The organism is Streptosporangium heterodermiicola, from assembly GCF_051390675.1.
Lineage (GTDB): Bacteria > Actinomycetota > Actinomycetes > Streptosporangiales > Streptosporangiaceae > Streptosporangium.
Window position 1 is genome coordinate 137941 of the sequence record NZ_JBPJSR010000010.1, and the last position, 20401, is coordinate 158341.

General features: G+C 71.5%; 20 protein-coding genes. 9 read left to right on the forward strand and 11 right to left on the reverse strand.

Translation table 11 applies throughout. The features are described from left to right. Nucleotides 1-17: 17 nt before the first annotated feature. Nucleotides 18-545 carry a hypothetical protein gene (locus ACSC1Q_RS22515; RefSeq protein WP_436760677.1) on the reverse strand — a complete coding sequence of 176 codons (528 nt, stop codon included), beginning with the start codon at nt 543-545 and terminating at the stop codon, nt 18-20. A gap of 93 nt (nt 546-638) precedes the next feature. On the opposite strand from ACSC1Q_RS22515, the gene ACSC1Q_RS22520 reads away from it, so the two are divergent. From ACSC1Q_RS22520 to ACSC1Q_RS22535, 4 genes are all read left to right on the forward strand, one after another. Continuing rightward, nucleotides 639-1322 carry a response regulator transcription factor gene (locus ACSC1Q_RS22520; protein ID WP_344748003.1) on the forward strand — a complete coding sequence of 228 codons (684 nt, stop codon included), beginning with the start codon at nt 639-641 and terminating at the stop codon, nt 1320-1322. Then, entirely contained in the window at nt 1319-2578 is a 1260-nt protein-coding gene (locus tag ACSC1Q_RS22525; RefSeq protein WP_436760678.1) for a HAMP domain-containing sensor histidine kinase, read from the forward strand. The genes ACSC1Q_RS22520 and ACSC1Q_RS22525 overlap by 4 nt, the downstream gene beginning before the upstream one ends. 288 nt (nt 2579-2866) lie before the next feature. Continuing rightward, on the forward strand, nt 2867-3481 hold the full coding sequence (locus ACSC1Q_RS22530) for an acyl-CoA-like ligand-binding transcription factor (protein ID WP_436760679.1): 615 nt from the start codon (nt 2867-2869) through the stop codon (nt 3479-3481). A 96-nt stretch (nt 3482-3577) separates the two neighbouring features. After that, nucleotides 3578-5155, forward strand: coding sequence for an MDR family MFS transporter (locus ACSC1Q_RS22535; RefSeq protein ID WP_436760680.1), 1578 nt, complete (start codon nt 3578-3580; stop codon nt 5153-5155). A 53-nt stretch (nt 5156-5208) separates the two neighbouring features. Here the strand turns inward: ACSC1Q_RS22535 and ACSC1Q_RS22540 are convergent, their stop codons facing one another. Then, the gene (locus ACSC1Q_RS22540) at nt 5209-7077 is read right to left on the reverse strand and encodes a CheR family methyltransferase (RefSeq protein WP_436760681.1); all 1869 of its coding nucleotides are present in this window, start codon (nt 7075-7077) and stop codon (nt 5209-5211) included. Nucleotides 7078-7108: 31 nt separating this feature from the next. Continuing rightward, on the reverse strand, nt 7109-8104 hold the full coding sequence (locus ACSC1Q_RS22545; protein WP_436760682.1) for a chemotaxis protein CheB: 996 nt from the start codon (nt 8102-8104) through the stop codon (nt 7109-7111). A gap of 99 nt (nt 8105-8203) precedes the next feature. On the opposite strand from ACSC1Q_RS22545, the gene ACSC1Q_RS22550 reads away from it, so the two are divergent. The 3 genes from ACSC1Q_RS22550 to ACSC1Q_RS22560 all read left to right on the forward strand — a co-directional run bounded on the left by ACSC1Q_RS22550 (nt 8204) and on the right by ACSC1Q_RS22560 (nt 10321). Beyond that, entirely contained in the window at nt 8204-9148 is a 945-nt protein-coding gene (locus tag ACSC1Q_RS22550) for an STAS domain-containing protein (protein WP_436760683.1), read from the forward strand. 153 nt (nt 9149-9301) lie between these two features. Next, nucleotides 9302-9820, forward strand: a complete 519-nt coding sequence (locus tag ACSC1Q_RS22555) for a hypothetical protein (RefSeq protein WP_436760684.1) — start codon at nt 9302-9304, stop codon at nt 9818-9820. A 117-nt stretch (nt 9821-9937) separates the two neighbouring features. Beyond that, nucleotides 9938-10321 (forward strand): PepSY domain-containing protein, encoded by a 384-nt coding sequence (locus ACSC1Q_RS22560; RefSeq protein ID WP_436760685.1) that lies wholly within the window; start codon nt 9938-9940, stop codon nt 10319-10321. Here the strand turns inward: ACSC1Q_RS22560 and ACSC1Q_RS22565 are convergent, their stop codons facing one another. After that, on the reverse strand, nt 10322-10975 hold the full coding sequence (locus ACSC1Q_RS22565; RefSeq protein ID WP_436760686.1) for an HNH endonuclease family protein: 654 nt from the start codon (nt 10973-10975) through the stop codon (nt 10322-10324). A gap of 383 nt (nt 10976-11358) precedes the next feature. Between ACSC1Q_RS22565 and ACSC1Q_RS22570 the strand changes: the two genes are divergently transcribed. Beyond that, on the forward strand, nt 11359-11784 hold the full coding sequence (locus ACSC1Q_RS22570; RefSeq protein WP_436760687.1) for a peptidase inhibitor family I36 protein: 426 nt from the start codon (nt 11359-11361) through the stop codon (nt 11782-11784). A gap of 108 nt (nt 11785-11892) precedes the next feature. Here the strand turns inward: ACSC1Q_RS22570 and ACSC1Q_RS22575 are convergent, their stop codons facing one another. From ACSC1Q_RS22575 to miaA, 4 genes are all read right to left on the reverse strand, one after another. After that, nucleotides 11893-12651 carry an SDR family NAD(P)-dependent oxidoreductase gene (locus tag ACSC1Q_RS22575; protein WP_436760688.1) on the reverse strand — a complete coding sequence of 253 codons (759 nt, stop codon included), beginning with the start codon at nt 12649-12651 and terminating at the stop codon, nt 11893-11895. Between the two features lie 339 nt (nt 12652-12990). Then, nucleotides 12991-15267: a tetratricopeptide repeat protein gene (locus ACSC1Q_RS22580; RefSeq protein WP_436760689.1), complete on the reverse strand. Its 2277-nt coding sequence runs from the start codon at nt 15265-15267 to the stop codon at nt 12991-12993. Nucleotides 15268-15694: 427 nt separating this feature from the next. Continuing rightward, nucleotides 15695-16501 carry a diaminopimelate epimerase gene (gene dapF, locus ACSC1Q_RS22585; protein WP_436760690.1) on the reverse strand — a complete coding sequence of 269 codons (807 nt, stop codon included), beginning with the start codon at nt 16499-16501 and terminating at the stop codon, nt 15695-15697. Between the two features lie 143 nt (nt 16502-16644). Then, nucleotides 16645-17550 carry a tRNA (adenosine(37)-N6)-dimethylallyltransferase MiaA gene (gene miaA, locus ACSC1Q_RS22590; protein WP_436760691.1) on the reverse strand — a complete coding sequence of 302 codons (906 nt, stop codon included), beginning with the start codon at nt 17548-17550 and terminating at the stop codon, nt 16645-16647. Between the two features lie 73 nt (nt 17551-17623). Here miaA and ACSC1Q_RS22595 point away from each other — a divergent pair, with 73 nt between their 5' ends. After that, on the forward strand, nt 17624-17923 hold the full coding sequence (locus ACSC1Q_RS22595) for an antitoxin (protein WP_436760692.1): 300 nt from the start codon (nt 17624-17626) through the stop codon (nt 17921-17923). A gap of 53 nt (nt 17924-17976) precedes the next feature. On the opposite strand, the gene ACSC1Q_RS22600 is transcribed toward ACSC1Q_RS22595, so the two are convergent. The 3 genes from ACSC1Q_RS22600 to ACSC1Q_RS22610 form a co-directional block, all read right to left on the reverse strand. Further along, nucleotides 17977-18504 (reverse strand): methylated-DNA--[protein]-cysteine S-methyltransferase, encoded by a 528-nt coding sequence (locus tag ACSC1Q_RS22600; protein ID WP_436760693.1) that lies wholly within the window; start codon nt 18502-18504, stop codon nt 17977-17979. Between the two features lie 144 nt (nt 18505-18648). Then, the gene (locus ACSC1Q_RS22605; protein ID WP_436760694.1) at nt 18649-19332 is read right to left on the reverse strand and encodes a class III extradiol dioxygenase subunit B-like domain-containing protein; all 684 of its coding nucleotides are present in this window, start codon (nt 19330-19332) and stop codon (nt 18649-18651) included. Nucleotides 19333-19648: 316 nt separating this feature from the next. After that, nucleotides 19649-20194 (reverse strand): flagellar basal body-associated FliL family protein, encoded by a 546-nt coding sequence (locus ACSC1Q_RS22610; RefSeq protein WP_436760695.1) that lies wholly within the window; start codon nt 20192-20194, stop codon nt 19649-19651. Between the last annotated feature and the right edge of the window lie 207 nt (nt 20195-20401).

Consider the following 20401-nt stretch of genomic DNA (forward strand, 5'->3'; position numbering starts at 1 on the left):
TCTGGATCAGGTCTGGATCAGGTCTGAATGCGGTGGACGGGTGAGCCGTCGGCCGCGCAGTGGACCTCGACCTTCACCTCGTCCTCCTCGGTCTCGAACTCGACGCGGGCCCGCTCCGCGGGTCCGCGCTCGACGTCGTCGGCCTGGAATCCCTGGGCGGGGCTCCAGGACCGGAGGGTGACCAGGCCGTTCTCGCACCTGGCGATGACCTTGCCGCCCACGGTGGTGATCAACCGGCTCTTGCCGGGCTCCGCTGTGGGCGTGGCGGTGGTGGTGACGGTGACGGTCGGCGCGGGGGTGCCCTCGGCCGGAGAGGCGAACGGAGAAGCGGACGGGGGAACGGAGGGCGGCACGGACGGGGGAAGGGCGTTGGGCAGCGACGAGGCGAGGGCGAGCGCCTCGTCGACCTCGGCGGCGGAGAGCGGCCGGAGCCCGGTGTCAGTCAGCGGCTCGCTGAGCCGGTCGATCACCGCCACCCCGGCTCCGATCGCGAGGAGCCCGGTGATCAGCCATCCGGCCACGACCAGGGAGAAACGCTTGCGCATGCCCTCACTGTGCCACCGAAAGCGATAAGACAACGCTAAGGAGCCGCTAACCCGCTTTTGACGCGGTACGGGAGGGGGCTAACGTGGCGGCAAATGTCGAATGTGCTGCTCATCGAGGACGACGCCGCGATCCGCACCTCCCTCACCCGGGGCCTGCGCGACCGCGGCCACGCCGTGTCGTCCGCCCCCGCCGCTCTCGAAGGCCTGCGGCTGGCCGTCGAGGAACGCCCCGACCTGGTCGTCCTCGACCTCGGCCTGCCCGACATGGACGGCCTGGACCTGCTGCGGATGCTCCGCGCGGTGAGCCGGATCCCGGTGATCGTGGCGACCGCGCGGGACGGCGACGCGGAGATGGTCAGGCTGCTGGACGCGGGCGCCGACGACTACGTGGTCAAGCCGTTCAGCGCGGCCCAGCTCGACGCCCGGATCCGGGCGGTGCTCCGGCGGATGGCCGGTGAGAGCCGCGCCGACAGCGCGGTCACCGTCGGGGGCCTGCGGATCGACCCGCGCACCCGGGAGGCGACCCTGGACGGGACGCCGCTGGATCTGAGCCCCCGGGAGTTCGACCTGCTCCACTATCTGGCGGCCAGGCCCGGCGAGGTGGTCACCAAGCGGGAGCTGCTCACCCACGTCTGGCAGATCCCCTACGGCGGGGCCGACAAGACGGTGGACGTCCACCTCTCCTGGCTCCGCCGCAAGCTGGGCGAGACCTCCCAGGAACCGCGTTACCTGCAGACCGTCAGGGGTGTCGGCGTGCGACTGGCCGCCCCGGCATGAGGCGCTGGCTCACCCTGCTGGTCGCGGCGACCACCTCCCTCGTACTGATCGCGCTGCTGGTCCCGCTCGCCCTGCTGGTCCGCACGGTGGCGGTGAGCGGGGCGGTCAGCGAGGCCGAGAGCGAGGCCGAGTCGGTGGCGGTCGTGGTCGGCGCGGTGGACACCGAGACCCTGCGGCTCACCGCGGAGCAGGCCGAGCACCCGGTCACGGTCTTCCTCCCCGGCGGCGAGGCGGTCGGCGATCCCGCCCCGCGCTCCACCGCCGTGGAACTCGCCTCGCGGGGCCGCAGCGTCACCGCCGCCGCCCCCGGCGGGCGGGAGATCCTCGTCGCGGTCCAGGGGGCGCCCGGGGGTACGGCGGTGGTCCGGGTGTTCCTGGACGACGGCCGCCTGACCAGGGGCGTGCCCCAGGTCTGGGCCGGGCTGGCGGCGCTCGGCCTGGCCCTGGTCGGGCTGGGCGTGCTGGTCGGCGACCGGCTGGCCCGCATGGTGATCAGGCCGATCACCGCGCTGGCGGGGGTGTCGCACCGGCTCGCGGCGGGCGACCTGTCCGCCAGGACGGTGCCCGACGGCCCTCCCGAGGTGCACGCGGTCGGCGTCGCCCTCAACCACCTGGCCGAGCGCATCACCGGCCTGCTCGCGGAGGAGCGGGAGAGCGCCGCCGACCTGTCCCACCGGCTGCGCACCCCGCTGACCGGGCTGAGGCTGGAGGCGGAGTCGCTGGCCGACCCCGAGGAGTCGGCCAGGATCGAGGCGCGGGTGGACGCCCTGGAACGCGCCGTCACCTCGGTGATCACCGAGGCCAGGCGGCGGGTGCGCGAGCGGGCCGAGTGCGACGCGGCGGAGGTGACCGGGGCGCGGGTCGCGTTCTGGTCGGTGCTCGCCGAGGACCAGTCGCGGCACTTCACCCTCGACCTGGCCCCCGGCCCGCTGCCGGTCGGGGTCGCCGCGGACGACCTCGCCGCCTGCGTGGACGCCCTGCTCGGCAACGTGTTCGCGCACACGCCGGAGGGGGTCTCGTTCTCCGTAAGGCTGGAGGCGACCGGTGGAGGCGCGCTGCTGACCGTCGCCGACGCCGGTCCCGGCTTCGCCACGCCCGACCCGTCGCAGCGCGGCGAGAGCGGCGCCGGGTCGACCGGTCTCGGCCTCGACATCGCCCGCCGTACGGCGGAGTCGGCGGGTGGCTCGCTGTCGCTGCGGACCTCCCCCGAGGGCGGGGCGAGCGTGACCCTGTTCCTGCCCGCCGTCACGCCCTGACGCCGAGGCCCTCACCTTCACGCCCTGACCCCGAGGCTCTCGACTCCGAGGCCTCGCCGTCACGCCCTGACCCCGAGGCCCTTGCTCCCGAGACCCTCACCCACCGGCACCGGGCCTTCGCGGACCGGCGAAACGCCGGGTGGTACCCGGGGTACCCCATCGGCCGGTCGTGGTCCGCGCGGCCCGGGGAGCGACCGTGCGCCCGGCTTTCCGTCTCACGTGTGATCTACCGCACTTCAGATGATGAAATATTGCAGAATATGAAATTTCCTCTCTACAGTTGACAGTGTGACCAGCGTAGAGAGCGCGTACGAGCTCGGCCGGAGAGACCGGAAGAAGCTCGAAACCCGGGCGGCACTGGAGCACGCCGCGCTGACGCTGGTGGCCGAGCGCGGTCTGGCGGGTGTCACGGTGGAGGACATCGCCACGGCGGTGGACCTCTCCTCCCGCACGTTCTTCAACTACTTCCCCTCCAAGGAGGACGCGCTCGTCGGAGCGAGCCCGGCGTCCGCCGCCGAGCTGCGCGAGAGGCTGGAGGCCGTGCCCGCGGAGGTGCCGGTCCTGGAGGCGCTGCGCCTGGTGTCACGGGCCGAGGCCGAGCAGGTCCAGCGACGGCGTGAGCAGTGGCTGTTGCGGCTGAAGGTGTTCGAGCAGAACCCGTCACTCCTGCCGAGACTGGTCGCCGGCGGCACCGAGACCGAGCTCGCCATGTCGGCCGCCGTCGCGCGCAGATCCGGCGTCGAACTGGGCACGAGCGGCTACCCCGAGCTGGCCACCGCGGTGGCCATGGCGGCCTTCCGGGCGGCGATGATGCGCTGGAGCGCCGCGGGCGGCCGCCCGGCGCTGGCCGACCTGGTCGACGAGGCCTTCTCCCAGATCGCCGCGGGCCTGCCCGATCCGTGACCGCCGGCCCATGACCACCCCCTGAACGTCTCCGCTCAACCGGCGTCCGTGGAAGTCCCGCGGAGCGCCGGTACCCGCCCGAGAAACCGAGGAAAGATGACATCCACCAGCGTGCAGCCCGAGTCCGTGGCCGCGGCGCCCGCCTCCAGGAGAAAGGTCCTGCAGGCGCTGTCGGGGCTGATGGTGGGCATGTTCGTGTCCATCCTGGCCTCGACCGTCGTGGCCAACGCCCTGCCCCGCATCATCACCGACCTGCAGGGCACGCAGACCATTTACACCTGGATCGTCACCTCGGAGCTGCTGGCCATGACGGCCACGGTGCCGCTCTGGGGCAAGATGGCCGACCTCTACAACAAGAAGCTGCTGATCCAGCTCTCGCTGGGCCTGTTCGTGGTGGGCTCGCTGATCGCGGGTCTCACGCCGAACGTGGAGATCCTCATCGTCAGCCGCGTCGTACAGGGCGTCGGCGCGGGCGGCATGACCGCGCTCGCGATGATCGTGATGGCGGCCATGATCCCGCCGCGTGAGCTCGGCCGCTACGCCGGCATCTTCGGCGCCGTGTTCGGCGTCGGCACCGTGGCGGGCCCGCTCATCGGCGGCCTGCTCGTGGACACCTCCTGGCTCGGCTGGCGCTGGTGCTTCCTCATCGGCGTGCCGTTCACGATCCTCGCCATCGTCCTGCTGCAGCGCACGCTCGACCTGCCGGTGGTGCGCAGGGAAGTGAAGATCGACTATCTGGGCGCCCTGCTGATCACGACGGGCGTGTCCACGCTGCTGATCTGGTCGTCACTGGCGGGCAACCAGTTCGAGTGGGGCTCCTGGTGGACCGCCGCCCTCGTCGGCGGCGGCGTGCTCATCCTCGCGCTGGCCGTCTGGGTGGAGTCGCGGGCGGCCGAGCCGATCATCCCCCTCGCCATTTTCAGGAACCGCACCGTAGCCCTCGCCACCGTGGCGAGCGTCCTGGTCGGCGTGGCCATGTTCGGCGGGACGGTCTTCCTGTCGCAGTACTTCCAGGTGGCGCTCGGCAAGTCGCCGACGGTCGCCGGCCTGATGAGCCTGCCGATGGTGTTCGGCCTGCTGATCTCCTCCACCGTGGCCGGGCAGCTCATCACCAAGTGGGGCCGCTGGAAGGGCTTCCTGGTGGCCGGCGGCGTCGTCATGCTCGCCGGGATGGGCCTGCTCAGCACCATCGACGGCCAGACCGGCACGGTGCTGCTCGGGATCTACATGGCGGTGCTCGGCGTCGGCGTCGGCATGCTCATGCAGAACCTGGTCCTCGCCGCCCAGAACGACGTACCCGCCCACGACCTGGGCGTCACCACCTCGGTGCTGACCTTCTTCCGCAGCATGGGCGGCGCCGTCGGCGTCAGCGCCCTGGGCGCGGTGCTGGCCGGCCGGATCACCACGCTCATGACGGAGAGGCTCGGCCCGCTGGCCGCCGGTGGCGCGGGCGGCGAGAGCGACGCCGTGCCCGACATCTCCAAGCTGCCCGCTCCCGTCGTCCGCGTCGTCCAGGATGTGTACGCGACGGCCACCGCCGAGCTGTTCCTCATCGGCGTGCCGCTCACCGCGCTCGCGCTGGTGGCGGTCCTGTTCATCAAGGAGAAGCCGCTCAACACGCTGTCGGGCGAGGAGCGGCTGGTCAGGGAGCGCGCCACGGCCGCCGGTCACTGAGCGGCTCCCGGCCGGGTCGCGCCCGTCCCGCCGCACGCCGTGGCCTCGCGGTGCTAGTCCTGCTCCTGCTGGAGAAGGTTCATCACCATGATCACTCCGTGGGGTGACATGTCCTCGGCGTGCAGATGGGAGAACTCGACGCTGAGCCGGGCGGGGCGTCCCCTCCGGTTCACGCCGTCCAGGGTGACGCCGTCGCCGCGGCCGTTTCCCGGCTCGGCCCCCGGCTCCAGCATCCGCTGCGCCCTGGACAGGAGCTCCCCGACGGGAAGGCCGATGTCGAGGGAGGCCAGCCGGTGGCCGATCGCCTCGTCGGCGCGCAGCCCCCACAGCTCCTCGGCCCCCGGGCTCCAGACCAGCACCCGCAGGTCGCTGTCGACCACGGCCACGGCGTCGCCGAGGCTGCGCACCACCGAGGAGACGAGGAGGGTGGCCCGCTTGAGCTCGTCGCTGCGGGAGTTGAGGGTGTCGTTGATCTGCTGGAGCTCGTCGTTGGTCGACTGCAGCTCCTCGTTCATCGTCTCCAGCTCCTCGTTCGTGGACTGGAGCTCCTCGTTGGTGGTCTCCAGCTCCTCGTTCGTGGACTGCAGTTCCTCGTTGGTGGTCTCCAGCTCCTCGTTGGTCGACTGCAGCTCCTCGTAGGCGTGCTCCAGCTCCCGGTTCGTCTGCTCCAGCCGGTCGCGGAGCTGGCGGTAGCGCGTCACGTCGTGGAAGTTGACGCCGACGCCGACCAGCTCGCCGCCCGGTTCGAGGAGCGGGACGACGGCGATGTCGAAGACGCTCGGCTCCGGCGTGTTCGGCCGGTGCCAGGTGACGTCCTGCAGCTCGGCGACGCGCAGGTCCAGCTCCACCTGATCGATCACCGAACGGAGCTCGACCGGCCGGTAGGAGACCTCCAGGTCCTGGAACGGCCGCCCGATGTCGCGGGGGTTGAGGTTGAAGAGCAGCTCGGCGCGCGAGTTCGCCAGGGCGAGGTTCCTGGAGCGGTCGAGCGCGATCTGCGCGACCGGGCCGGTGGCGAGCGCCGCCGCCTGCAGCACCGTGTGCCGCACGTACGGGCGGGTCTGCGACACGCCCGCGCCGGGGGACCAGGTGGCGCGGCTGCCCGGCGGCGGCGACCCGATCTTCTTGAACAACCTCATCCGGAGGTTCACCGGCTCGAACCGGTCACCGTGGTTCAGCAGCATCTCCGCCTTGCCCAGGAAGAGATAGCCGGGGTCGGAGAGCGCGAAGTGGAACCGGCGCACGATGCTGAGCTGGGTCTCGCTGTTGAAGTACATCAGCGTGTTGCGGGCCAGCAGGAGATCCACCCGGGAGATCGGCGCGTCACGAGTGAGGTCGTTGCGGCCGAAGATCAGCTGGCGCCGCAGGTCGCGCCGGAACCCGAAACCGGCCTCCACCGGCTCGAAGTAGGTCTGGCGCAGCTCCTCCGGCATGTCGGCGAGGTGTCGCTCGCCGTAAACAGCCGCCCGCGCCGTCTGGAGGGCCTTCTGGTCGAGGTCGGTGGCGTATATCTTCACCCGCTCGCGGAACTCGTCCATGCCGAGCTGCTCGGCCAGCACCATCGCGAGGCTGTAGGCCTCCTCGCCCGTCGCGCAGCCCGCGCTCCAGACCCTGATCACCTTGCCGGGCCCCTTGGTCGCGAGCAGGCTGGGGATCACGGTCTCGCGGAGCGTCTGCCACGCGGCCGGATCGCGGAAGAAGGCGGTGACATTGATCAGCAGGCTGTCGAAAAGCCGGTTGAACTCCTCGGGTTCCAGCTCCAGATAGTCCCTGTATTCACCGTAGTCGCGGAGCTTGAGCGCCTCCAGACGCCTGCTGATGCGGCGTATGAGGGTGGTGCGCTTATAACCCGTGAAGTCGAAACCGCGCGTCTCCTTCAACATGAGCAGGAGATCGTCGAATTCACGTTCGTCGCCGAGCATCACAGTGCCAGCCTAGGCCCGTCACCGACCGCTACGTGAGAGCAAGGCTGTCACTGGTGCCGTCGATGCGGCTTTGTAGCATTCTCATGGTCTCCAGCGCCTGCCTGGTCTGGCCGGCGTCCTCCAGCAGGCGCCGCGACGAGTGCTTCCTTCCCTGCGCCTCCGCGCGCTCCAGCATCCGCAACCACTCCTCCAGCCGCAGGGTCGCCGTCCACAGCGCCCGCTCCACGGCCTCGGCCTGGCTCGCGGCCATGCCCTGCGGGGACCAGCCGTGGCCCACCCCGCAGCCGTAGTGGGCCTCGCCCCCGCTTTTCGCCTCGTATACGGGCCCGCCGCACTCCGAGCAGCTCAGTCCGGTGAGATCGCCCCCGTACGGGCCGATCTCACCGGATAAAAGATAGAGGGCGACCTCCTTCTCGACGCCCGGATCCTTCACGACCTCGTCCTCGACGGTCGTGCGGCTCTGCCGCACGACCCACTCGGCGATCTCCTCCACGGAGAGCGCCTCCGCGCCCCGTGCCGCGGCCAGGGCGGCGCGGGGCATCCCGTCGAACGCGCTCGCCCGGGGATCCTGGACGGCGACCGCGCCGAGATGGCGCTCCACCACGGCGGCCCCCCTCGCCCCGTCGTCGAGCGTGCCGCTCAGCACGACGGCGAGCGTACGGGGACCCGCGTCCAGGGCGGCGCTGAGGAACAGCGGGTCGGCGGCCGGCCGGTGACTGTTGTAGCGGGGGCCGCGCGAGAGCCTGATCTCGCCGTCCTGGACCATCAGGTGGCGGTCCGGGGGCGCCACGTAGACGCGGCCGTGCCGCAGGGACTCGCCGTCTCTAGCGGTGGCGGCCTCCAGCGGCCCGGCCCGGTCGAGGATTCTCGCGAGGGAGCTCTCCACCCGGGGGGGCAGGTGCAGCACCACCAGGACGGAGGCGGCGAGATCGCCGGGCAGCCGCGCGAGCAGAGCGCGCAGAGCCTCCACGCCACCGGCCGAAGCCGCGACGACCACCACATCGCGCCCGCTGGAACCTGCCACATTTAGCTTCTATCCCGTCGGGACCCATTCATACTGGGGAACCGTAGGATTGTCGGCGGGGCCTCTGAAAGACCCTTGAAGGGTATGGCCAATATGGATATGTCGGTGTATGTCATTCACCAATACGGTGATACGGCCTTGGTGGCCGTGATGGGCGAGATAGACGCCTTCAACTACCGGCTGCTGGAGTCGGAGCTGGAGTCACTCATGCTCGGAGGCACGCGGCACATCCTCGTCGACGCCGGCGAGCTTCTCTTCTGCGACGTCAGCGGGGCCCGGGCGCTGGAGCGGGTTCACGAGAGCCTCCGCGCGGCCGGAGGAGAGCTGTTCGTCGTCCCCTCCCCGACCGTGGTCCGGCTGTTCACCGTGCTCTGGGGAACACAGGAGCCCGAGCACCCCGGGCTGGTAGATACCTTCGGCATGTACGACCTCCCCGAGGTTCCCCCGCTCCCCCGGCGGCACGCCCCGGTCCTGCGGCGCATCGGCGGCGGGCGCCGCACCCACCGGGACGCCGCCCGCCGCGCCGGTGTCCTCGGTTCCGAGAAGTCCTCCTCACGGGCCACCCCGCCGGAGATCATCGTCCCCCTCCCGGAAAGCACCATGTCCTCGGAGCGCACCGTCCCCCTCTCAGAGAGCACGGCCCCCCTCCCGGAGAGCACGACGCCCCGGGAGCGTCTGGTCTCCCTCCCGGAGAGCAGGACATCCTGGGAGCGCATCGTCTTCCTCCCGGAGAGCACGGCGCCCCGGGCCGCGCGGGACGCGGGACACCAGCCCGCCGAGCGCGCGGCGCACCCGGCGCTGGAGCGGGCCGCGCACCTGAGGCGGGAGGCGGCGGCACACCTGGAGATGCTCCATCTCCAGACGCGGACGACCTGCGCGGCGCTGGCCGAGATCCACGACCGGATGGCCGCCCTCCAGGCCGGGCTGGACGTCCACATCGCGATGCGGGCCGCGGTGAGGCAGGCCTGCGCCGACCACTTCAACCGGGCGAAGGCGGATCGGGCGCGCGAGCTCACCGCCTCGTTCCCCGCCGGGTCCGGCTGAGTCGCACCGCGGCCGGATCGCCGGACGGATGATCAGACGCCCTCGTGATTACCCGTGACCGTGGCGGAAAGCATGCTGTCATGACTTTTCCGTTCCGCGGCGGGAGCGGAATTCCGCCGAGCCGCCTCGGCGGCTCCACGAAGGGCAGGCCACATGGTCGGCGATCCCGAGACCCATGACAGCCCGGACGCTCACGACGAGCCACTGGACCAGCGCCAGGAGGTCCGGAGGAAACGTACTCGCGAGCGGATCGCCCGGGCCGGCGAGCGAGCCGGGCAGGCCGCCGAGCGCCGTCACGAACTCGCCCACGGCGAGAGCCCGCCGGCGTCACCCGAGTCCCCCTCTCCCCCGGCACCGCTCCTGTCGCGCGCCGAGCGGGCGGACCGGGCCGACGCCCACCTGGGCAAGGCGCGCCTGCGGGCCGACGAGGCCAGGGAGCGCGCGGTGGCCGGATACCGGTCGGCGGCCCAGGCGCACCGGAACGCGGCCGCGAGCCACGACCGGGCCGCGGCGGCGGGAAGCGGGGACGCGGAGACCCACCGGCTCCAGGCGCTGACGCATCGCCACCAGGCCGCCGCCGACGAGCACCGGGCGTCCATGGCCGAGCGGGCGGGCCCCGATCCCCGGAAAAACGACCCCGAACAAACCGCCCTCGAACAAACCGGTCCCTGATGCGGCCCGCCGGAAACAACGGCCGGGAACACGCCGGAATCCGGCGATGAGCCGCGCTCTCCCTTGGTTAACGATCCCTTAGCGTGCCCCTAGCAAAGTCTCCGCAAATCTTGGGACATGACACGAATTACCAGGATTACCGTCGGAACCCTCGCGACCGCCGCCCTCCTGATCGGTGGAGGCGGCATCGCCCTCGCCGCACAGCCGGACAGCACGGCGATCACCGCCACCGCTGCCGGCACCACCGGTACGACCGTGACCGGCACCACCCGCACCGCCGCCGCACCGGCCACCACCTCGGCGGGCGTCTCCTCCCGCGAGGCCGTGCGGATCGCCAAGAAGCGCGTCCCCGGCGCTCGTGTGAGCAAGGTCGAGCGCGAGTGGGAGCACGGTCAGCGAGCCTGGAAGGTCGAGCTGCACAAGGGCGCCCGGGAGTACGACGTCTACGTGTCGGCGAGGACCGGGAAGATCATCAAGCTGAAGCGCGACTACGACGACTGATCAGCAGGACTTGAGGACGGCCTCCATGGCGTCCTTCTCACCGGACGTCACCCACAGGTCGTACTTGACCTTCACCTTGATCTGACGCTCGACATAGGGGCACCGGTAGGCGCGGCGCGGCGGCAGCCAGGTCGCCGCGTCTCCGGCGCCCTTCTGGCTGTTCAGCGGCCCGTCCACGGCCAGCAGGTTCAGCGGGTCGTTGGCGAGCTCCTTCCGCTTCGCCGCGGACCACTGCTGGGCGCCCTTCTGCCAGGCGTCGGCGAGCGCGATCACGTGGTCGATCTGCACCGCCATGCTGGTCCGCGTCCCGCGCTCGAACTTGATGGTCTTGCCGCTGTACGGGTCCTCGAGAATTCCGGACTGCACGATACAGCCGTCCTCGCCCTTCTTGAAGACCTCTTCCTTCAGGTCGCGAATGAGAATGTCGTTGCGGGTGTCACAACCGTTCTTGTCGACGTCCGACCACGCGGCACCGAATTCTTCGCGGTCGAACCCGGTCATCGAGGCGCGCCCCTTGACCTCGAGTTTCCCCAGATCCTTGAGCGCCTCGGACGCGGACTGCCCTCCACCGGAGGACTGCGTCCCGTCGTCCACACTCCCGCCGGGCACCGGGCCGCAGCCCGCCACCGTGAACGCGATCGTCGCGACGACCACACCTCGTACCAGCGCAGCCCGCACCATGCCACCTCTCACGCGCGTCACTCTCTGAAGCGGCAAATTACCCCAGATACCGTCCTCAATCTTAAAAGCCTCAAGCAGTCTTTGGGGGAACGCGAGAATTTCTGGCGCATCAATCCACGCCTTAACGACATCTCTCATGTGACCTGCGCAAAGGCCATCACAGGCGTACCACCCGGAGACTAAGGACACGGCTCCCCAGAAAAGCGTGCCCTCGAATATTCACGCAACGCGACTATCGACTACGCAAAGTGGTGGTGTTCTAATGACCAGGAGCGCTCACGCCTGGTGAGCGTTTCGCTACGGAGAGGATTCACATGAGGCGGATCTCATCGCGTCGTCCCCACCTCACACGGACAGTGACCGGGCTGGCCGGCGCCGCGGCCACCCTGCTCCTCGCCTCCGGATCCGGGTCCGCCGCGGCCTCCGCCGCCCCGGCGGCCGAGCTGCGGGCCCCCGCCCCGCCCTCGCGGGTGGTCCAGCTCGAAGCAGACGCCGAATGCACCTTCAACAGTCTCTGCCTCTACCGCGACTACGGCTTCAACGGGCCGGGATACAGCATCCCCGCCGGCTATCCGACCGATCTGAACGACGTGCCGATGCCCGGCGGCGTGGGCGGCTCCTCCGTCGCCGCGAACAACGTCTCGTCGTGGATCAACAACACCGGCTACTCCGTCCTGCTGGTCGACTACGCGGGCACGGAGCGCACGCTGCCCCCCTACCACTCGCTGGAGGAGTCGCTGGAGACCAACGACAGCGTCGACGCCATCGACTGGCTCCCCTGACGTCGCAGGCCCTTCCCGCCTTCTCGCCTTCTCCCCGCGCGGCCGCTCGTCAGGACCCCGGGGAGCAGGCCCCCACGACCGCCCGGCCAGGTGATCGGCCCCTCGGGGTCAGGTGATCAGGATCCCGCCGTCGACCGGGATCACCGCGCCGGTGACGTACGAGGCCGCGTCCGAGGCGAGGAAGATCGCGGTGGCGACGAGCTCGGCCGGGTCCCCGGGGCGCTTCATCAGCACCCGGTGCTCAAGGTGCCAGGCCAGATAGCCCTCCGCGTACTGGCCGGTCATCTCCGAGGCGAAGAAACCCGGCTCGACGCAGTTGACCCGGATGCCGCGCCGCCCCGTCCACTGCTGGGCGAGATCGCGCGTGAGGCCGACGACCCCCGCCTTGGAAGCGCTGTAGGCGGCCTGCGGCAGCCCGGCGGTCGTCTCGCCCAGGATGCTCCCGACGTTGACGATCGAGGAACCCGGCCTCATGAGCCTGGCGCAGGCCTGCGCCATCCAGTAGGTGCCGTGCAGGTTGATGTCCACGACCTGCCGGAACTGCTCGGGCGTCTCCTTGAGCGCCGGGACCGCCGAGCCCACACCCGCGTTGTTGATCAGGATGTCCACCGCGCCCAGCTCGGCCACCGCCGCCTCGGCCAGCGCCTGGCAGTCCTCCGGCCTGGTCACGTCGGTGACGAGGGCCACGCATCGCCTGCCGGTCTCCTCGACCAGGGCGCGGGTCTCCTCCAGGCGGTCCTTCCTGCGGGCACCGATCACGATGTCCGCGCCCGCCTCGGCGAGGCCCCTCGCGAACGCGACCCCCAGCCCCGAGGACGCGCCGGTGACGATCGCGACCTTGCCGTCCAGCCGGAATCGTTCCAGCATCCGGATCCTCCTTCGTCCGCCCAGCGCGCCGAATGAGATTCTAGTGACCGTGACGAGAATCGCCCGCGAGGGGTCTCCTCACGGGCGGTACAAGGTCCTGTGCCTGACGGTCCGGGCCTCTCGCGCCGGGGAGTTCAGGGAGGTCCGGCCTCCCCTCCGAAGACCGGACGACACCCGAACCCTCCGAAGACCGGATGACACCCGAAGCCGAACGCCTCCCGAGCCCGGAGGCCGGATGACGCTCAAGGGCCGGACAACGCCACGGGCCGCCGGGCGCGGCCGTGGCGAAATTCGCGGCGAGTCCGCGGCGGATCCGTGGCGAGTCCGTCCTCCGGGAACCTACAGGCCGTACTCCTTGGTGATCCTCTCGTGCCGCTCCACCTCGACGTCGACGGTCTTGGCCAGGTCGAGCCAGGCCAGCGGGTGCACCCAGCGCTCGGTGGCGTCGTCCAGAAGCGCGTCGAGCTCGACCGGGCTGACGTCCGGCGGGACCGCGATCCAGCCGAACACGCCGGGCAGCGGCTCACCCGACGTCGGGTGGTTCACGGTGTAGTTGTCGTCGCTGTAGACCCACATCGGCCAGCCGCGCTCGGCCATGACGTCGTTGAACTCCGTCCAGTCGGCCTGGCTGGGAGCGGCGCCGTCGAAGAACCAGCTGGTGTAACCACCCGGACGGAGCATGCTGACCGCGGCGAAGGGCGGTACGAAGTTCTCCTGCTCCTCGGCGCTCTCCGGGATCGGCTCAAGCAGCTGCGGCTCGAAGACGACCAGGTCGCCCGCGTTGTACTCCATGCCGGGGGGCTGGGGGATGGCCAGGCGCGCCGTCGCGGGGCCGGTGCGCACGCTCAGGACCTGGCGCTGGCTGCCGTCGGGGGCGGGAAGGATGATGCGCACCAGGCCCATCTCCTCCTCGATCGGCCCCTCGCTCGACTGCAGCGGCATCCCGATCTTGGCGGCGCCCAGGCGGACGGTCTCCCAGTCCTCGGCGGCCGTCGCCATGACGACCATCCGCCAGACGTCCTGCTGCTCGATCTCCCCGGAGTCGAGGAGGTCGCGCAGGATGCCCGCGCCCTTGGCGTTGTCGCCGAGCTGCTGCACCGCGGCCGACCACAGGCGGGACGCCTCGACGCCGGCGCCCGCGGCGGCCGCCGCCTCGCCCTCGGCCGCCGCCTGCTCCCAGCGCTCCCGCGAGGTGTACAGGCGGCCCAGGGCGAGGTGGCGCTGCGCGGCGGGCAGCCGCTCGGCCACCTGCTCCAGGCGCTCGTCCTGGCGGGCCTCGATCAGCAGGCCCCCGAGGTACGACGCGTCCTGCGGGTCGGCGTTCTCGATGTCGCCGGACTCGACCAGCATGGTCCAGTAGATGTCGGCACCCTTGGCCGGGTAACCCAGGAAGCCCAGCGTGGTGGTGTGGCGCCGGGTGGCCTCCACGTCACGGCCGGACAGCGGGGCCAGCCAGCCCACCCAGCGCTCCGGGTCGGCGTTGAAGCCGTCGGCGGCGTCGAAGGCGCCGACCAGATCGTCCTCGGAGCCCGGAGCCGGAAGCGCGGTGGCCTCGTCGGCGGCGGTGCGCAGCTCGGCGATCCGCTCGGCGACGTCACCGGGGTTCCTGAGCTCACCGGCCGCCGACTCCGCCAGGTCGGCCAGGAGACGCGCCTGCCAGAGCCCCTGGCGCGCGACCGCCAGGTGCCCGGCGACGAGCGCCAGCTCGACCCTGGCGCGGTAGCCGCCCATCATGGCGAAGTAGTCGATCCACTGCTTGAGCACCCGGCCCAGCTGCCAGGTGTTGGTGATCTGCGCCGCTCCGGCGAGCGCGCGGATGGCGTACGACCACTCCACCCAGACGCGGGGGTGGTCGCCCACCACGTCGAGGTCGGGCAGGGCGTCGACGGACTCCTGCACCCGGTCGAGGGTGGCGAGCACGAGCGCGCGGAGCACTCCCTCGCGGTGCTCCTTGGCCACCGGGTCGTCGGGCTTGAAACCGGTCGCGGCGTCGAGCGCGGTGAGCGCGTCCACGGCGCGGCCGGCGGCCAGCAGCGCGCGGGCCGAGGCGGCCCCCAGCTCCCAGCTCGCCTCGCGGCCCGCGCCGCCCAGCGCGGCCACCGCGGTCTCGGCGTGCGAGACGGCCTCGTCGACGCGGCCGGCGTCGACCAGCGCCGCGACGTAGTGCTCTGCGACGGAGGCGAAGGCGAGCGAGTCGGGCTCGACGTCAAGCGCCGAGAGCGCGGCCAGCCGCTCGGCGGCGTAACCGGGACCGTCGGCGTTCGCCTGCGCGATGGCGAGCGCCACGACGGCACCGGGCACGGCCGGGCACTCCCGCACGTCCTCCCGCTTGGTGAACTCCACCAGTGTCTCGGCGTCGGCGATCGCGACCGTCCCCTGCGCACGGTCGCCGACGCGGCCGATCAGGTGCCAGTAGCGGGCGTAGAACTCCAGCCAGGGCAGCCGCAGGTTCTCCGCCTGCTGCGCGATGGCGGGCGCGAGCACGTCGAGCTGCGCGTATCGGCCTTCCAGCGCCTGCGCGGGCACGTCTCCGATCGCCATAGCCAGACCGGTGTTACCTGCTTCATGCAGTTGCCGCTGGGTGTCGCCCACCCAGGCCCAGATGTCCACGTCCATGAGACGTCAGTCTGCCAGGTCGGCGAGCATGCCCCAAACGGCTTGACGATCCCGTGCAACCCCGAGGCCTCACGGTATGGCCCCGCGCACGTGCGGATGAGCTCGATCCCACCGCGCGCGAGACTCCCGGCGACACCGCGGGGGTCATGGAAGATTCACCCGTACGCCCCGGAGCGTGACCTCGGCGGACACGACCCGGCGAACATGCCCCGGTGGACATGACATGCCCGAGACGACACCGCGCGGGTCACCGTGGATCCCGCGCACGGTTCGGAGCGCGATCCCACCGGACGCGACCAAGGTTCCGCGTACGCCCCAGAGCGTGACCGCACCGGACGCGGCGGGAAGAAAGCGCAGGTCCCGCGCACGACCCGGAACGTGATCCCACCGGACGCGACCGGGAAGGGACCGAGGTCCCGCGTACGCCTCAGAGCGTGAGCTCACCGGACGCGACCAGGACGGCGGGGCCCGCCAGGTAGCTGGTGTGCTCGTCGAGGGTGACGGTGACGGTGCCGCCGAGCACCTCCACCGCCCAGGTGCCGCTGGTCTCACCGGCCAGCCGCGCGGCCGCCACGGCCGAGGCGACCGCGCCGGTGCCGCAGGACCTGGTCTCGCCCGAGCCGCGCTCGAAGACCCGCATGACGACCCGGCGCGGGCCCACCGGGTTGAGCAGCTCGATGTTGACCCCGGCCGGGAACACCTCGGGGTCGAACGCGGGCTGGTGGCTCAGGTCGAGCTGGGCCACCGGGTCGCCGATGACGCAGGCCAGGTGGGGGTTTCCCACGTTGACGTGGAGACCTTCGTACTCGTGGCCCGCGACGGTCGTGACGCTCTCCCCCAGCACCCGGGGCGGGCCCATGTCGACGGTCACGTCACCCGTCTCCGCGAGCCGCACCCGCTTGACGCCCCCCCTGGTCGCGACGCCGAACTCCCCCGGCGCGGCGAGACCCGTGTCGACCAGGTAGCGGGCGAAGAGCCGTACCCCGTTGCCGCACATCTCGGCGATGCCGCCGTCGGCGTTGCGGTAGTCCATGAACCACTCGGCCTCGCCGGCCTGGCCGGACACCTCCGGGCTGAGCTTCGTCCGCGTCACGCGCAGCACGCCGTCCGCGCCGATCCCCGCACGGCGGTCGCACACCGCCGCCACGAGCGTCGCGGGCAACTCCAGCTCACCGTCCGGGTCGGGGAGGATGACGAAGTCGTTCTCGGTGCTGTGTCCCTTCGCGAATCGCATGCGACCAACTCTATCCAGGCACGCGCCCACCCCCGCCGCCCCGCCCCCGCCCTGCCCACGGTCCGGCGGCGGTCCCTGGCGGTCGGCGGTGGTCCGTGGCGGTCCGGCGGTCCGGTGGCGGTTCGGTGGCGGTTCGGTGGCGGTCAACCGCGGATCGCGGCGAGCGCGCGGCCCAGGAGGTCCGGTTCGCGCTGGGGGAGCCAGATCACCCGGGGGTCGCGGCGGAACCACGACTCCTGACGGCGGACGAACCTGCGCGTCGCCCGTACCGTCTCCTGCTTCGCCTCCTCCTCCGTGCGCTCACCGCCGAGGAAGCTCAGCACCTGCGCGTACCCGAGGGCGCGGCTGGCCGTACGGCCTCCGGCGAGCCCGCGCGCGGCCAGCTCCCTGACCTCGTCCACCAGCCCGGCCCGCCACATGTGCTCGACCCGGGCCTCGACCCGGGCGTCCAGCACGTCCCTGGGCACCTCCACCCCCAGCTGGACGCTGTCGTAGACGGCGTCGTACGACGGCATCGTGGCCGAGAACGGCCGCCCGGAGATCTCGATGACCTCCAGGGCCCGGACGATCCTGCGCCCGTTGCTCGGGAGGATGGTCCCGGCGGCCTTCGGGTCGCGCTCGCGGAGCCGCTCGTACAGCGGGCCGGGGCCGCCCAGGTCGAGCTCGGCCTCCAGCCGGGCGCGGACCCCGGGGTCGGTGCCGGGGAACTCCAGGTCGTCCAGGGCGGCCCGCACGTACAGCCCCGATCCGCCCACCAGGATCGGCACGATCCCCTTGGCCCGCAGGCCGTCGATGATCGGCCGGACCAGCGACTGGTACTCGGCCACGCTGGCGGCCCTGGTCACGTCCCAGATGTCCAGCAGGTGGTGAGGTACCCCCCTGCGCTCCGCCACGGAGAGTTTCGCCGTCCCGATGTCCATTCCTTGGTAAAGCTGCATGGAGTCGGTGTTGATCACCTCGCCCCCCAGTTCGAGGGCGAGATCCACGGCCAGGTCGGACTTTCCGGCCGCGGTCGGGCCGACGACGGCGATGACGGGTAGCTGAGGCACGGGGTAAGTCTGCCAACTCCCCGGGTATGGATGAGAGGCGATGCGTCCTCGCATCGGAATTGGGGGATTCACCATGTCGATCCTCGACAAGGTCAAGCAGATGCTGGGCGGCAACGCCAAGACCGAAGAACTCGCCAGGCAGGGCATCGACAAGGCGGAACAGATCGCCAAGGAGAGGCTGGGCGGAAAGCACGCCCGGCACATCGACACCGCGGCGCAGAAGGCCAGGGAGATGGCCGACAAGATCGACGAGCCGGACACCACGCCCCCGGGCACGACACCCGCGCCCGGCCGCGCCACGCCTCCCGGGCGGGGCGGCACCACACCCGGTCCCGGCCAGCCCGGCACCACGCCGCCGCCCTACGGACCGTAGACGGCCGGCGGGGCCGGTTCAGGTCTCCGGCCCGATCCCGGCCCCGGTCCCCGTCAGTCCCAGTCGAGCATCGGCTGCAGGTAGCCCTCCAGGGTGAGCAGCCAGCGCTTCGACTCCACGCCGTCGCCGCCGCTGAACCCGCCGAGCCCGTTCCCGGCGACCACCCGGTGGCACGGCACGATGACGGGGACCGGGTTGGCTCCCATGATCGATCCGATGGCCCGTGCCGGAACACCCGTCCCGCTGCGGGCCGCCAGCTCCCCGTAGGTCACCACTTTGCCGTACGGGACCGTCTCGTAGAGGGTGCCGAGCACCTTGCGCTGCACCGGTGAGGTCAGCCGCCAGTCGACCGGGACCTCGAAGACCTTCAGCCTGCCCTCGTAGTAGTCGCCCAGCTCGCCGAGCACGGCCGCCGTCATGCCTGGGTCGTCCGTCTCCTCCAGCCCCAGCCGTTCGAGCAGGCGGGCCCTGAACCGGGACGGGTCGCCCCAGCCCACACTCGCCACACCGTCCTCGGTCACGGCGACGACCATGTCCCCCAGCCGCGTCGGAACGCTCCCGAACGCCACGCTCTCCGCCATCGGCCTCGTACCTCCCTCGCGAACCCACCGAACCCACCGAACGCCCCGGCCCCCGAACACCGTCCTCACCCGCCACCGTAACCATTCCGGGCGAGGATCACGCCGGGCGGGGATCACTCTGGACGAGGGTCACCCCCGGCTGGATCACCCTTGGCGGGATCGCTCCGTCCAGCGGGCGGCGAAATAGCCGACCCCGTAGGGCGCGTCGTCGTAGAGGATCTCACCGCGCAGGGCGCTCCCGCACCCGCCGAGGACCTGCAGGGCCGCGCGGCCCGCGACCCACAGCTCGGCGGCCTCTCCGGGGTCGAGCGCCGGAACCTCGGCACGGGCGAGCGCCTCGACGATCGCCCTGTCGTACGGTTCCGCGCGCGGGTCCAGGTATCCGGGGGACTTCTCGGTGAGACAGGCCGAGCCGTCGGCCATGACGAGCATCGCCACGCGACCGGCCGTGGCCGCCAGACGCCCGCCCAGGCCCGCGCACTCCCCCGGAGTCGCGCCGAAGGAGATCGCGTGGAATCCCGACGCGGTCAGGCGTTCTCTCTCAAGGAGCCAGCGGCCGACCGTCAGGGACAGCGGCAGGACGGGCTCCCCCTCGCCGCTCCGGACGTCGACGCCCCAGGGCGCGAGGCTCCCGGCGGCGTCCGCGTCGTACGCCACGGTCCGGTCAGCGCCTCCCACCACGACGATCGCGTCGGCTCCGGCGTCGCGCAACGCCCCTACCGCGGCCGCGCAGGCCGTCCTGAGGTCGTCGAGCTCCGAGGCCGCGCTCCCGGCCAGCTCGGGGACGAGCAGCGGGGGATGCGGGCACACGGCCGCGGCGACAAGCACTCCGCCAGACTAACGGAGCCCCGCTGACGGAACCCTTGCCGACAGAACCTCGCCAGCGGAGCCCCGCTGACGAAGCTCTGCTGACGGAGCCCTCCCCGGGAGCCGCTTCGCCGCCTCGCGGCCCCTCTCACGGTACGAACGGCCGTACGGAAACGGAGCCCTCCCCGGGAACCGTCCCGCCGTCTCGCGAACCCTCTTACAGCGGGAACGGTTGTACGGGGTGACGAAAAGCGGCGGGGCACGGTGACGCTCTCACCGTGCCCCGCGTGCCGATCATGTCCGGCGGGCCGCGGTCGTGCGGCTCTCCGGGATCGGGTCAGTAGCCGCCGATGGGCCCCTGGGGGTGCACGTAACCGGCGGGGTCGTCGTCGGTGCCGGAGTCCTGCGGCCGCTGATCACTCTGCGGCTGCTTCGACGGCTTGTTCTTCGAGGGCTTTCCGGCGGCCGACTCGGCCCCGGGCTCGCTCCCGTCCGCTCCGCCGGTGCCGCCGCCGGTACCGGAGTCGGTGCCGGTGTCACCGCCTCCAGCGGGCGTGTCATCGGCCCCGGAGGCGGCGTCCGCCTCCTTCTCCGGCTTCTGCTTCCCGGCCTGCGCCGGGCTCTGGTCCGGCGCGGGCTCCTGGGACGCCTCCTGGGCACTGTCCGGTGCCGGTGGCACCAGGGGGCCGCCGCCCCCGGCGTTCATGAAGGCGAAGACGGCACCTCCGCCCACGAGGGCGGCGGCGAGGACGGAGAAGACGGCTATGGCCAGGCCGTTCATCCGCTGGGGCTTGCGCTTGCGAGGCTTCTTGGGCTCATCGGCGGGGCCGGTGAGGATCTCTGGTTCTCCGGGGCTGCCCGGAGATGGCGGAGGGACATGCATGAGGAAAAACTCCCTGCGGCTCTCGGGGGGAAACCTCCACGGCTTCCGAGGGTGCCGAACCACAGTAGCCACAGCAGGGAAATGCTCGCACATCAATCACAGGCGAATCACGAAATATCCTCTTTTGGGGAACCTGCGGTGACGCCGTACGCATACCCCCTGGCAGGGGCGGTGGTGTGCCGGAATCGCCGTCGCCATCGGGGATCC

Bases quoted from the DNA above. Each gene is read 5' to 3' on its own strand.
- ACSC1Q_RS22535 (WP_436760680.1), top strand. From the start codon at position 3,578: ATGACATCCACCAGCGTGCAGCCCGAGTCCGTGGCCGCGGCGCCCGCC.
- ACSC1Q_RS22550 (WP_436760683.1), top strand. From the start codon at position 8,204: ATGTCGGTGTATGTCATTCACCAATACGGTGATACGGCCTTGGTGGCC.
- ACSC1Q_RS22525 (WP_436760678.1), top strand. From the start codon at position 1,319: ATGAGGCGCTGGCTCACCCTGCTGGTCGCGGCGACCACCTCCCTCGTA.
- ACSC1Q_RS22600 (WP_436760693.1), bottom strand. From the start codon at position 18,504: ATGGCGGAGAGCGTGGCGTTCGGGAGCGTTCCGACGCGGCTGGGGGAC.
- ACSC1Q_RS22610 (WP_436760695.1), bottom strand. From the start codon at position 20,194: ATGCATGTCCCTCCGCCATCTCCGGGCAGCCCCGGAGAACCAGAGATC.
- ACSC1Q_RS22555 (WP_436760684.1), top strand. From the start codon at position 9,302: ATGGTCGGCGATCCCGAGACCCATGACAGCCCGGACGCTCACGACGAG.
- ACSC1Q_RS22540 (WP_436760681.1), bottom strand. From the start codon at position 7,077: ATGCTCGGCGACGAACGTGAATTCGACGATCTCCTGCTCATGTTGAAG.
- ACSC1Q_RS22575 (WP_436760688.1), bottom strand. From the start codon at position 12,651: ATGCTGGAACGATTCCGGCTGGACGGCAAGGTCGCGATCGTCACCGGC.
- ACSC1Q_RS22580 (WP_436760689.1), bottom strand. From the start codon at position 15,267: ATGGACGTGGACATCTGGGCCTGGGTGGGCGACACCCAGCGGCAACTG.
- dapF (WP_436760690.1), bottom strand. From the start codon at position 16,501: ATGCGATTCGCGAAGGGACACAGCACCGAGAACGACTTCGTCATCCTC.
- ACSC1Q_RS22560 (WP_436760685.1), top strand. From the start codon at position 9,938: ATGACACGAATTACCAGGATTACCGTCGGAACCCTCGCGACCGCCGCC.
- ACSC1Q_RS22515 (WP_436760677.1), bottom strand. From the start codon at position 545: ATGCGCAAGCGTTTCTCCCTGGTCGTGGCCGGATGGCTGATCACCGGG.
- ACSC1Q_RS22520 (WP_344748003.1), top strand. From the start codon at position 639: ATGTCGAATGTGCTGCTCATCGAGGACGACGCCGCGATCCGCACCTCC.
- ACSC1Q_RS22595 (WP_436760692.1), top strand. From the start codon at position 17,624: ATGTCGATCCTCGACAAGGTCAAGCAGATGCTGGGCGGCAACGCCAAG.